Raw genomic sequence first — 11736 nt, 5'->3', positions numbered from 1 at the left:
TATGGAAAGTTGCACTTCAAATGCGAATACGCCGACCTTATAACCAAAATTGATATCCGCCGAAGCAAACATTATTTCCGCTTTTTATTCTTTCGAGATAAAGTGCTTTGTAATCACTGCCTGTTCATGCTTTGTGCGTTACGTCCTTATCGGCAATGAATCGGGCGAATTGTTTTCCGAATTTTTCAGGAGTGTCGAATGAATATCCGCATACTGTCGCTGGCTGCCGCCATTGCCCTTTCCGCCTGCTCGCCCAAGTCCGAACAGGCTGCCGACAAGGCGGCTGCGCCGGCGGCAAACGGCAAGGGCATTACGCTTTTAAATGTGTCTTATGATGTGGCACGGGATTTTTACAAAGAATACAACCCGTTATTTATTAAAGAATATCAGGCAAAGCATCATGGCGAGTCTATTGAAATCCAGCAGTCTCACGGCGGCTCCAGCAAGCAGGCTTTATCTGTGGCGAACGGTTTGGCGGCGGACGTGGTGACCATGAATCAGACTTCCGACATCGAGCTGCTCGAACAAAAAGGCTTGGTCAAATCCGACTGGGCTAAACGCCTGCCCGACCAAGCCGTGCCTTACACCAGCACGACAGTTTTCCTCGTCCGCAAAGGCAATCCGAAGCAAATCAAGGATTGGAACGATTTGACCAAAGACGGGGTAAAAATCGTACTCGCCAACCCGAAAACCACGGGCAACGGCCGCTACGCCTTTTTGGGCGCATACGGCTACGGTTTGAAGGCGTTTGGCGGAGATGAAGGCAAAACCAAGGAATTTGTCGCTGCTTTGTTGAAAAACACGCCGGTATTTGAAAGCGGCGGCAGGGCGGCAACGACGACGTTCAGTCAGCGCAATATCGGCGATGTTTTGATTACTTTTGAAAACGAGGCGAATCATGTCAGCAAAAAACTGACTCAAGATCAATTTGAGATTGTTTACCCGAGCTACACGATTTTGTCGGAAACGCCGGTTGCCGTCGTGGACAGCGTGGCGGATAAAAAAGGTACGCAGCAGGCGGCGCAGGAATATCTGTCCTACCTTTGGAGCAAACCCGCCCAAGAGCTTGCCGCCAAATTGTATCTGCGTCCGCGCGACAGCGAAGTCCTCGCCGCACACAAAGCTGATTTCCCGGATATCGAAACTTTTAATCCGAATGAAAAATTCGGCACATGGCCTGAAATCATGAAGAAATATTTTGCCGACGGCGGCTTGGTGGATCAGCTCTCGCCCAAACGCTAAAAAACACCTTGCACCCTACCCGCTTCGGCTTGCCAAACAGGCGCAAACAGCCCGAAACCTTTTTTCAGTCAGGTTTCGGGCTGCTTCGTTTTTGAATGAACGGCATCTTTTCAGACGACCTCGTCCATCAAACTTGGTACATCATTTCACACACGGATTGTCCAAAACGACCGAGACATTGCGATCGGCTTTGTTCATATAGGTCATGCGGACTTTCTTGCCTTTGAATTCTGCCTCGACGACGGATTCCAACGTGGCGACATCTTGGATGAAGCCGAATTTTTTGTCTTTTGCGGAAATGAATTTGACCGGTTTTTCATGGAACAGCGAGTAGAAAGACACGCCTTTATAACCTGCGGTCACGGCGCATTGCGTTTTGCTGTCGGTGGCGATGACGGAGGAAAGCGTATGGGGCTTGTGGGTACGGTCGGCGAAGGTGGTGTAGGAATCATACGATCCGAAGCTGATCCTTAATGCAAAGGTATTGCCAAGCCATTCATAGCTCGTCCTGTCTTCGGGAAGATTTTTTGCAATGGCTTTTTTGCTTGCAAAGAAAGAGCATTCTTTAGTTTTATGGTTGCAGACTTTTCTGACGCTGAACTGTTTGTCCGGAGAAGTAATGACGGTTTCGGCGGCAAGGCTGTTTGCGCTTGCTGCGGCGAACATACAGCTTAAAAGAAGTGAGCGGATGGGAAGGGACGGTTTCATTTTTTGTTTGGTGTATCGGTTGGTTTTTAATCTTGATTGAGCGGGCTTGAATGCAATGGCGCACTCAATATGCCTGCGGCGGAATGGCCGCCGATATGTTGATTTCAATCCGCAAAACAGATAATCCGAAGGTCGTCTGAAACTGCTTTTTCAGCGTTTCAGACGACCTATAGTGGATTAACTTTAAACCAGGACGGCGTTACCTCGCCTTAGCTCAAAGAGAACGATTCTCTAAGGTGCTGAAGCACCAAGTGAATCGGTTCCGTACTATCTGTACTGTATCTGCGGCTTCCGCCTTGTCCTGATTTAAATTTAATCCACTATATATTTGCTTTGCGGCGCGGGTTTAGCGGAAGAAGTCGCCCATGCCTGCGGGCAGGCCTTGGGTGAATGCACCCATGGTTTTGTTAGTGGTTTCTTCGGCTTTTTCAGAAGCGGCGTTGATGGCGGCGAGCACCAAATCTTCGAGCATTTCTTTGTCGTCTGCGGCTTCTTGAATCAGGTCGGGGCTGATTTCGAGTTTGCGCACGACGTGGGCGCAGGTCATCACGACTTTAACCAAGCCGTTTCCTGCTTCGCCTTCTACTTCGGTCTCGGCAAGTTTCGCTTGCGCTTTTTTCATGTTTTCCTGCATTTGCTGCGCCTGTTTCATCAGGCCGCCTAATCCGGCTTTTCCGAACATATTTAAAACTCCTGTGGTTGAATCGTTAAGGTTATGGGGTCATACCGTTTGGTGTGAAGGGTCGTCTGAAAGCGGGTTGACGGTTTTCAGACGACTTGAATGTTTATATATCCGAAGGGAAACGGAAATTCTCGATTGCCGTTATTCCGCCTGCTCCGCCAGTTCCAAAGAATCGGGCTGCCATTGGGCTTCGAAAACTTTTAAAACCTGACGCGCGGTTTCGTCGGCTTCGAGCAAATCCTGCGCCTGCTGCCTGCCTTCGAGCTGGAGGCGTTGGCGGCGCATGGTCGGGGTTTCCCAGCCTGCGTCGTCGCGCCACGGTTCGGTTTGCAATTTCAACGGCAGGCCGTAGGCTTCGGCAAGCGTGTTTTTGATTTTGTCGAGCCGCTCTTTGTTGGCGGTGGCGCGGGCTTCGTCGGTCAGCGACAGCATCATCAGATGGCTGCCTGCGTCGTAGTGCGTCCATGCGGCGTGTTGCGCGAGCATTTGCGCGGCGCCGAGCTTGCGGGCGAAGTGTCGGACGATTGCCGCCCAGTTTTCGGTGGAAAACTCGGGCAACGGGGCGAACTGCGTGTCTTCTTCTTCGTCGCCGTCTTCTTCGGCTTCCGATTCTGCTTCTGCCGTATCGGCAGGGACGGCGTGTTCCCAATCCGGCGGCGGGGGCATTTCCGCGCTGTCTGCTACGAGGTAGTCATGCTCGGGCGAACCGTAATCGTAGAAAGGCTCTGTGGGAGCTTCATGCGCAAATGCTTCTGCGTCCACGGCTTCTGCGACTGGGGTCGTCTGAATTAGGTTTGTGTTTTCAGACGACCTTTCAGCCAAGGAAACCTCGGTTTCGTTGTTTGCTACCCCGTAATCGGAAACTTGGTTTTCAGACGACGTTTCGGCTTGAGGGGTCGTCTGAAACGGCGTTTCTGCTTCGTTTGCGGACGGAGTGTTTGTCTCTGCTGCGTCAGAGGTCGTCTGAACGCTCGCATCCGCCGTTTGCGCAGGTGTGTCCGATACGGTTTCCACATCGCTCGGCGCGTCTTCCCAAGGTGGAACGTCGTTGTTTCCTTGAGTCGAAACCGGTTCGGCAACTTTGTTTTCAGACGACGTGACAGGCGCAGGGGTCGTCTGAACGGGTGGTTTGGCGGCTTCAGGCTGGGGAAGTTGCAAAGGCTTTTTTGCGGTATGGACACCCGTTTCGGCAGAATGCAGCTCGGTATTTTCAATATGTCCGCCAACGTCGTGCGCATCCGCTGCCAACGGCGCAAACGCAAGCATACGCAGCAGGGTCATGACGAAGCCGGCGTATTCGTCGGGTGCAAGGCTCAAATCCTGTTTTCCGTGGATAGTGCATTGATAATAAAGCTGGATTTGTTCGCCGCTGAGTGCCTGGCTCAGTTGCAACAGGGTTTCGCGCTCAGGGTCGTCGTGTGCCAAAGCGGAAGGGACTGCCTGTATCAAGGCGAGGCGCTGCAACAGCATGGCAAGTTCGCTCAACGCGCTGTCAAAGCCGATGGCGCGCGCCGCCATTTCCTGCGCTTTCGCCAGCAGGGCTTCGCCGTCTTGGTTGACGATACCCGCCAGCAGTTCGTACAGATATTGCTTGTCCACCGCGCCAATCATTTGGCGCACGTCTTGTTCGGCAACGCTGCCCGAACCCATCGCAATGGCTTGGTCGAGCAGGCTTAAGGCATCGCGCATCGAGCCTGCAGCGGCACGGCCCAAGAGTTGCAGGGCGGCAGGTTCGTAGGCGATGTTTTCGTTGTTTAAAACATGGGCAAGGTGGTCGGCAACCTGTTGCGAAGTCATGTTGCGCAAGACAAATTGCAGGCAGCGGCTCAAAACGGTAATGGGGACTTTGTGCGGATCGGTGGTGGCAAGGATGAATTTGACGTGTTCGGGCGGCTCTTCCAGCGTTTTCAGCATCGCGTTGAACGCGCTTTTGGAGAGCATATGCACTTCGTCGATGATATAGACTTTGTATTTGCCGGCGGTCGGCGCGTATTGGGCGTTTTCCAGTACTTCGCGGATGTTGTCGATGCCGGTGTTGGAGGCGGCGTCGATTTCCAGCAGATCAACGTAGCGTCCGGTGTCGATTTGCGTACAGCTTTGGCACACGCCGCAAGGCTCGCCGTGTTGCGCGTTTTCGCAGTTCAGGCTTTTCGCCAGAATACGAGCGATGGTGGTTTTCCCGACCCCGCGCGTACCGGTCAGTAGGTAGGCATGGTGCAGGCGGCCTTCGTCCAGCGCGTTGCGCAAGGCTTTGACGACGTGTTCCTGACCGACTAAGTCGGCAAAGGTTTTCGGACGCCATTTACGGGCAAGAACTTGATAAGCCATAAGGTTTTCTCTGCTGGAAATAAATCGGAAGGTCGTCTGAAAAGTGGTTGAACGCCTTTCAGACGACCTTGGAAGATGACGGGTATTTTAGCATTTTTTTGATTTTTATTAAGGATTTTCTGTCTGCATATCGGGAAAGGCGCGTGTATAATCGTTAGAATATTACAAAATCTAAAATATCTTGAAGAACAAATCACTATGCCTGAAATCATCTTACGCAATCATTCCGCATCCATGCAGATAAACACCCTGGGCGCATATGTGGACAATTTGGTTTTACACGGTCGAGAAGTGTTATTCCCGAAAACCAGCGTCCAAGTCGGCACTGATACAAAATTACGCGGCGGGATGCACGTCTGCCTGCCGCAGTTCGGGCCGGACAGTAAAAACCATTTGGCGCAACACGGTTTCGGCAGAACCTCTACTTGGCAAATCCGTTATCAAAACGAATCGGATGTCGGCTTGAGATTGATCAGCACGGCAAAGGGCTATGAAAACGTCGAATGGCTGCTGGATTACAGCCTGCCAAACGAAAACGAAGCAGTCGCTACATTGACCGTCTGCAATTACGGCGACGCGCCCGTGCGCACTTCGCCCGGTTTCCATCCCTATTTCCCCGCCGTCGGCACCCAATTCGATTTCAACGGCGCGCCCTACGACGCCGACTATATTGCACACACGGAATTTGTCGCTTCACCGTCGGATACACATGTTGCGTTTGACGGACTGAAACTCGACATCCGAACGCAAAACCTGCCCGTTTACGCGCTTTGGAGCGACCGCAACGGACAATACACCTGCGCAGAGCCTACCGCCGAAGGCAACGCCTTTTTATCGCCTGCGCGCGGTGGGCAGTTTGTATCGGGACATGGCAAAAAGCGTTACGGCATGAAAATCCGTTTGATTGCTTGAATTTGGAGTGGATTTGTTTCAGGCCCTCAAATAAAAAACCACCTTGGAGAAGGTGGTTTTTGAACATTACAAACCGTTGTTGTTGATTGCATTCGCAATATCACGCACGGCGGTAACATACATCCGGCTGTTGTTATACTGCCAAACTGTATAGAAATTATTCAGACCGAGATAATATTCAAATACGCCCGGACTGGTTTCCAAGCTGAACAAAACGGCTTTCTCATTGTCGGCAACCGCTTTTTGCGGAACCACGCCCATTGCTTTGAAATCGGCAACAGTACGGTTCAATGCGGTTTTTTCATCAATGATGGCTTTTAAATCGGGCGTAATTGTCAGATTGACGGGAACAATCATTTTTCCGCCCGTTTTCCAGCCGTGTTGCTTCATATAATTGGCAACAGAGGCGGCAACGTCGCCGATATTGTTCCAAATATCACGGTGTCCGTCGCCATCATAATCGACCGCCCATTTGCGATAGCTCGAAGGCATGAATTGCGGCATACCCATTGCGCCCGCATAGCTGCCTTTGAAGTCAAAAACATTCTCTTTTTCTTCTTTTGCCATCAGCAAAAGCTCAATCAGCTCGTTTTGGAAAAACTCGGCGCGGCGCGGATAATCAAAACCCAAGGTACTCAAAGCATCAGCAACGCGGAAGCTGCCCGTGTTTTTACCGTAGTTGGTTTCAATGCCGATAATCGCCACAATCAGCTCGGCAGGTACGCCGTATTTGCGTGCCACATCATCGATAACGGCACGGTTGGCGGCGTAAAACTGTTTGCCGCCATTAAATTTCGTCGCGCCGGAGTTGCCCGTGCGGAATTCATACCAAGGGCGGGAAGTTGACGGGCGGTACATGATATTGATGATATTGCCCTTGTAAACCACGCCATTAAAAAAGTTTTGCAGCTCGGCTTCTGTAAACTGCTTTTTCGCTGCCTCATAACGGATAAACTGGCGGACATTGGTATTGGCATTAAAGCCGCTGCTGGCAACCGATTCCGCAGCAGAATCAAAAGCAGGACGCTGGTTTTTGCTTTGATTGATCGGCTCAACCGTTTTAGCAGACTCAACGTTTGTTTTGGTTGTATTGCAAGCAACAAGTAGCAACGCGGTTGATATTGCGATGAAAGGGATAAATTTTTTCATATCTGAATTTATAGTCACTAAGGAAGCAGTCTTAATTATGCAAAAAGGTCGTCTGAAAGACGGTAGGAATATACATTCCATTCCCTTTCAGACGACCTTTTAAGACTGTCTATTACTCGGCAGCCGCAACAACAGCAACGGTAATCGCAGCAACAGCGTCAGTGTGCAGAGCCACTTCAACTTCGTACTCGCCTACGGCTTTCAGAGGACCGTTAGGCAGGCGGACGTTGGATTTTGCAGCTTCAACGCCTGAAGCAACAATCGCAGCAGCGATGTCGGCATTGGTAACGGAACCGAACAGACGACCGTCCACACCGGCTTTTTGAGCGATAGTGATGGTTTGACCGTCCAGTTTTTCTTGACGTGCTTTAGCATCGGCCAAGATTTCGGCTTGTTTGGCTTCCAATTCGGCACGGCGTGCTTCGAATTCTTTCATATTGGCTTCAGTAGCGCGTTTGGCTTTGCCGGCAGGAATCAGGAAGTTGCGAGCGTAACCGTTTTTTACGGTAACGATGTCGCCCAAGTTGCCCAAACCGCCGATTTTCTCTAACAGAATAATTTGCATGATTTAAACTCCAAAATTATTTGTGTTGATCGGTGTAAGGCAGCAGAGCCAGGAAACGTGCGCGTTTGACTGCAGTAGCCAATTGGCGTTGGTAATGCGCTTTGGTGCCAGTGATGCGGGCAGGGATGATTTTGCCGTTTTCAGAAATGAAGTCTTTCAGCAGATCAACTTGTTTGTAATCGACTTCTTGGATTTTTTCAGCCGTAAAGCGGCAGAATTTTCTACGTTTGAATGATTGACGAGCCATTGTCGTTTAACCTTTATATTCTTTAATGTTCTGTATGCGGAGTATCGGCCTTGGGAAGCGTTTGCTTCGCTGTGCGAGAAAGCCTTCTGCTTCAACCATCGTATCTTGCCGATACTGCCATTCTTCAGCCTGCTTACCTAAAATACGCGCGGGAATTTCAAAACTGACCAAGCATTTTTGCCCGTTTTCTTCCTGCCAAGATTCATGCTTTAACATAATATCCAAAACAGGGGTTCCTGCCGGCGTATATCTCAAGGATTCAACCTTGTAAATCAGGGCGGTAAGCTTTGTAAGATTATCCAATCTTATTCAGCTGCTGCAACTTCTTCAGCCGCACCGTTCAGCAAGTTTTTTGCTTTTTCGCCGCCCAGCATAGGAGAGGCTTCGGTTACAGCATGTTTTGTTTTGATGGTCAGATGGCGCAGTACGGCATCGTTAAAGCGGAAAGCGGTTTCCAGCTCTTCAACTACTTCAGGAGTAGTTTCGATGTTCATCAAAACATAGTGTGCTTTGTGGATTTTGTTAATCGGGTAAGCCAGTTGACGGCGGCCCCAGTCTTCCAAGCGGTGGATTTTGCCGCCGGCTTCGGCAATCATGGTTTTGTAACGTTCAACCATAGCAGGCACTTGCTCGCTTTGATCAGGATGAACGATAAACACGATCTCATAATGACGCATGTTATCTCCTTATGGATGATTAAATACAGCCTTTTGCCATGCGAAAGCAAAAGGCAAGGTTGAAAGCGTCGGATTATAACCGAAATTCAAGTCTGTCACAAGCATACAATGCTGCCTGAAAATATAGTGGGTTAAATTTAAATCAGGACAAGGCGACGAAGCCATAGACAGTACAGATAGTACGTTCAGCACCTTAGAGAATCGTTCTCTTTGAGCTAAGGCGAGGCAACGCCGTACTGGTTTAAAGTTAATCCACTATATTCTGTTTTCAGACGACCTCTATCCTCATCAAATCATCCTTATTTATCCCGCCGTGACATTCCAGATAAACTTCAACATCATTCCCCTGCCAAACACAGGCAACAGCAAATCCATCAGATAACATCGCTGTCATTCCATGCCAATCCGAACATCCGCACACCTGTATTCCCTTTTTTCCATCTGCTGTAAATCGATAGCCAACCTTGCGCATATCCTCGGGAAAATCCAAATCCGCCGCCTTCAACAGTGCTTCTTTAATGCACCATAGCCGATAAAATTCTTCCTTATCCCAATCCCTGGATACCAAATATTCCTTTTCCCACTCAGCACATACCCACTCCGCCAACGCCTGAAAATCACGAAAACGGATTTTCTCAACATCCACACCGGCGGACAGACTATTTGATGTACACAATACCGCAGCAATGCCGTGACTATGGCTGAGCGAAACGATTGGATGTTTTGATTTTTGCTTAAGGGCGCGACTGACTTTCCAATCTATTCTTTCCGACAATTGCGGTGATTGGGCTATCCTCTGCCTATCATGTTGACTTAAAGAATCATCACAATAAGTTTCGGCAAGTAGCTCATCTCCGAGCAGGCAATACAAATGCTTCTTCATCGGATATCCAAAACAAAATTTTCTAAAACCAAAATGAGCCGGCAGCATATACCCACCGGCTCATTTCAACACATTGTCGCAGACTGCCTGAAAAGGCGGTTACAACTCATAGTCCCGTTTCATCCGCTCCAACCCTTCTTCGTTGAACAGGCAAATACACAACGCCTGACAATCGTATTCGTTCCAACCGTTTTGCGCTTCAAAATCCGACAATGCCTGCGACAAGGCTTTGTCATCGCCTTTCGTGCTTCCAAACGCAGCTTGAAGTATTTCGGCAGAAACTGGTTCAGGCATACCGGAAACCAGCATGACACCGCCATTCTCCACCGAATCCAGCGACACGGATAACGGCAGCGAAAAATAAATTTGCCCTGCCCAATCCTGCAAAACAAGCCGGTTTCCCTGAACGGCAAAAAATGCGTCCGTACCCTGCAAATACCACACATTTTCACATTCGCTATCAAACGCACAACCGGAAAATTCCCGATAAAATTCGTCAAAAAAATTGTCTTTGTCGTTATCAAACAGGATGAACGAATCGGGCGAAACGGATAATAGATAAGGATATTCCATAGATAAACGCTCCATATAGATTGGAATGTGCAGGATTCGTGGGGAACGTCAATCAGGAGTTGAACCTGCGGGCTGATTTGCCCCACGGCAAACATGCAGTTGAAATTGCCGTGGCAGTTAGACCAAATTACCGCCAAACCATAATTTGGTCGTTACACTTTTAATGCAAGCTTCCTTTTAAAACCACTCGGCTGTTCCAAGTAGCAACATGGCATTCATACTCATTGCCGCCAACGGTTTTTTTGTCAAAATAGCTGACTAAGCGTACGGATTTCGCTTTTCTTTGTACCGCAGTGCTTTGGAAGCGTTTCACTGTACTCAAGAAAGCACGCTGGCAGGATTCCTCCGGACTTTTACCGACCATGTTGGCAATTTGACGGGAGACCAAAGTGGTATTACCGGTGCTGCCGTAAGAAACTTTGATATTAGGATTCAGAACAGATTTCGCTTCATCGGAATTCAGTGCAACACTTGCCTTACACATATAAACGTCATTTTTTCCTTTGCCATTCACTTTATGCCCTTCCCCCACACTGCGGCATGCTCCTGAAGCTTTCCCAGCATATTGTTCATGAGATGAAGCCGAGCCTGAATTTCCGACAGAAGACTCCGATTTTGATTGGTTACTAGCACATGCAGAAATGGCTAATACTGAAGACAAAGCGATTAGATAAGAAAAACGGCGCATTTCAATAACTCCCGAAAGTAGTTTGTAAATAAGGATTACGATTTGTTATTGTAATGCATTGCGGATTATCTGATAAGAAATAAATCACCCCTTCTTTTACAAAAATTCCCTCTCACCGCACGACTTCAAATATTGTTATAAAGCAAATTGTATGAACTCTCTCTTTCAGACGACTCTCAATTCGCCACACACATAAAATCATCTGAAAAATAGACAAACTTTATCATCAACCGTTAGACTGCCCAGATTATGTTACGGATACGCTTATGAATATCTTAATTTCCAACGACGACGGCTACCTAGCCCCCGGCATTGCTATTTTGGCACGCGTTGCAGCAGAATTTGCCAATGTCCGCGTAGTTGCACCCGAACGCGACCGCAGCGGCGTCAGTAATTCTTTAACACTTGACCGCCCGCTGCAAATAAAAGAAGCCTCAAACGGTTTTTACTATGTCAGCGGAACGCCAACCGACTGTATCCATGTCGGACAACACGCCCTGCCCGATTTCAAACCCGATTTGGTTTTATCCGGAATAAACAATGGCGCCAACATGGGGGACGACACCCTCTACTCGGGTACAGTCGCTGCAGCAACCGAAGCCTATCTGATGGGCATTCCCGCCATCGCTTTTTCATTGAATGATTCACGCGGCCGCTATTGGAAAACCGCTGAAAAATCCGTTTGGATGTTGCTAGAATATTTGTTAAAAAATCCTCCTAAAGAGCCCATCCTGTGGAATATCAACATCCCCGCAGTCATGCCTGAAGACATACAGGGCATTAAAATTACGCGATTGGGCAGAAGACACCACGAGCAAAGCATCGTCCCCATGCACAATCCGCGCGGAGAACCGATTTACTGGATAGGGCCGGTCGGCAACATTTCCGACCAAGAGGAAGGCACCGACTTTGGAGAGTGCGAAGCAGGGTTCATTACCATCACCCCCCTGCAAATCGACCTGACAGCCTATAACCAACTCCAAAGCGTCAACGAGTTTTGGCAAGGCATAAAAACTTCAAACACATAACCTTTTCAGACGACCTGCTTCTGATATAGTGGATTAAATTTAAATCAGGACAAG

At 49.0% G+C, this 11736-nt stretch carries 14 protein-coding genes; 3 read left to right on the top strand and 11 right to left on the bottom strand.

What is annotated here, in order from left to right; genetic code table 11:
• Positions 1-198 precede the first annotated feature (198 nt).
• Positions 199-1242 carry a sulfate ABC transporter substrate-binding protein gene (locus HMPREF3050_RS07675; RefSeq protein WP_049224160.1) on the top strand — a complete coding sequence of 348 codons (1044 nt, stop codon included), beginning with the start codon at positions 199-201 and terminating at the stop codon, positions 1240-1242.
• Between the two features lie 141 nt (positions 1243-1383).
• Here the strand turns inward: HMPREF3050_RS07675 and HMPREF3050_RS07670 are convergent, their stop codons facing one another.
• From HMPREF3050_RS07670 to dnaX, 3 genes are all read right to left on the bottom strand, one after another.
• Positions 1384-1950, bottom strand: a complete 567-nt coding sequence (locus HMPREF3050_RS07670; protein ID WP_070774337.1) for a hypothetical protein — start codon at positions 1948-1950, stop codon at positions 1384-1386.
• A gap of 346 nt (positions 1951-2296) precedes the next feature.
• Positions 2297-2632 (bottom strand): YbaB/EbfC family nucleoid-associated protein, encoded by a 336-nt coding sequence (locus HMPREF3050_RS07665; RefSeq protein WP_003744574.1) that lies wholly within the window; start codon positions 2630-2632, stop codon positions 2297-2299.
• A 141-nt stretch (positions 2633-2773) separates the two neighbouring features.
• The gene (gene dnaX / locus HMPREF3050_RS07660; protein ID WP_070774336.1) at positions 2774-4960 is read right to left on the bottom strand and encodes a DNA polymerase III subunit gamma/tau; all 2187 of its coding nucleotides are present in this window, start codon (positions 4958-4960) and stop codon (positions 2774-2776) included.
• Positions 4961-5158: 198 nt separating this feature from the next.
• Between dnaX and HMPREF3050_RS07655 the strand changes: the two genes are divergently transcribed.
• Positions 5159-5872: an aldose epimerase family protein gene (locus HMPREF3050_RS07655; RefSeq protein WP_070774335.1), complete on the top strand. Its 714-nt coding sequence runs from the start codon at positions 5159-5161 to the stop codon at positions 5870-5872.
• A gap of 66 nt (positions 5873-5938) precedes the next feature.
• Here HMPREF3050_RS07655 and mltB read toward each other — a convergent pair whose 3' ends face one another.
• The 8 genes from mltB to HMPREF3050_RS07615 all read right to left on the bottom strand — a co-directional run bounded on the left by mltB (position 5939) and on the right by HMPREF3050_RS07615 (position 10654).
• Positions 5939-7021: a lytic murein transglycosylase B gene (mltB, locus tag HMPREF3050_RS07650; protein ID WP_070774334.1), complete on the bottom strand. Its 1083-nt coding sequence runs from the start codon at positions 7019-7021 to the stop codon at positions 5939-5941.
• 112 nt (positions 7022-7133) lie between these two features.
• The gene (gene rplI, locus HMPREF3050_RS07645) at positions 7134-7586 is read right to left on the bottom strand and encodes a 50S ribosomal protein L9 (protein WP_003743490.1); all 453 of its coding nucleotides are present in this window, start codon (positions 7584-7586) and stop codon (positions 7134-7136) included.
• A 16-nt stretch (positions 7587-7602) separates the two neighbouring features.
• The gene (gene rpsR / locus HMPREF3050_RS07640) at positions 7603-7833 is read right to left on the bottom strand and encodes a 30S ribosomal protein S18 (RefSeq protein WP_003678863.1); all 231 of its coding nucleotides are present in this window, start codon (positions 7831-7833) and stop codon (positions 7603-7605) included.
• A gap of 6 nt (positions 7834-7839) precedes the next feature.
• On the bottom strand, positions 7840-8142 hold the full coding sequence (priB, locus tag HMPREF3050_RS07635; protein WP_210399922.1) for a primosomal replication protein N: 303 nt from the start codon (positions 8140-8142) through the stop codon (positions 7840-7842).
• Positions 8139-8510 carry a 30S ribosomal protein S6 gene (rpsF, locus tag HMPREF3050_RS07630; RefSeq protein WP_003757376.1) on the bottom strand — a complete coding sequence of 124 codons (372 nt, stop codon included), beginning with the start codon at positions 8508-8510 and terminating at the stop codon, positions 8139-8141. The genes priB and rpsF overlap by 4 nt, the downstream gene beginning before the upstream one ends.
• A 268-nt stretch (positions 8511-8778) precedes the next feature.
• On the bottom strand, positions 8779-9441 hold the full coding sequence (locus HMPREF3050_RS07625) for a 4'-phosphopantetheinyl transferase family protein (RefSeq protein ID WP_246830245.1): 663 nt from the start codon (positions 9439-9441) through the stop codon (positions 8779-8781).
• A 51-nt stretch (positions 9442-9492) separates the two neighbouring features.
• Complete coding sequence (locus tag HMPREF3050_RS07620) at positions 9493-9966, bottom strand: hypothetical protein (protein WP_003757373.1); 474 nt, start codon at positions 9964-9966, stop codon at positions 9493-9495.
• Between the two features lie 160 nt (positions 9967-10126).
• A complete protein-coding gene (locus tag HMPREF3050_RS07615; RefSeq protein WP_246830244.1) occupies positions 10127-10654 on the bottom strand; it encodes a hypothetical protein in 528 nt (175 codons plus the stop codon).
• A gap of 266 nt (positions 10655-10920) precedes the next feature.
• Between HMPREF3050_RS07615 and surE the strand changes: the two genes are divergently transcribed.
• Positions 10921-11682 (top strand): 5'/3'-nucleotidase SurE, encoded by a 762-nt coding sequence (gene surE / locus HMPREF3050_RS07610; RefSeq protein ID WP_070774333.1) that lies wholly within the window; start codon positions 10921-10923, stop codon positions 11680-11682.
• Positions 11683-11736 lie beyond the last annotated feature (54 nt).

The sequence above is a fragment of the Neisseria sp. HMSC065D04 genome, from assembly GCF_001815675.1.
GTDB lineage: Bacteria > Pseudomonadota > Gammaproteobacteria > Burkholderiales > Neisseriaceae > Neisseria.
The sequence above is the reverse complement of the archived record's forward strand: the minus strand, read 5'-3'. Positions and strand labels throughout refer to the sequence as shown.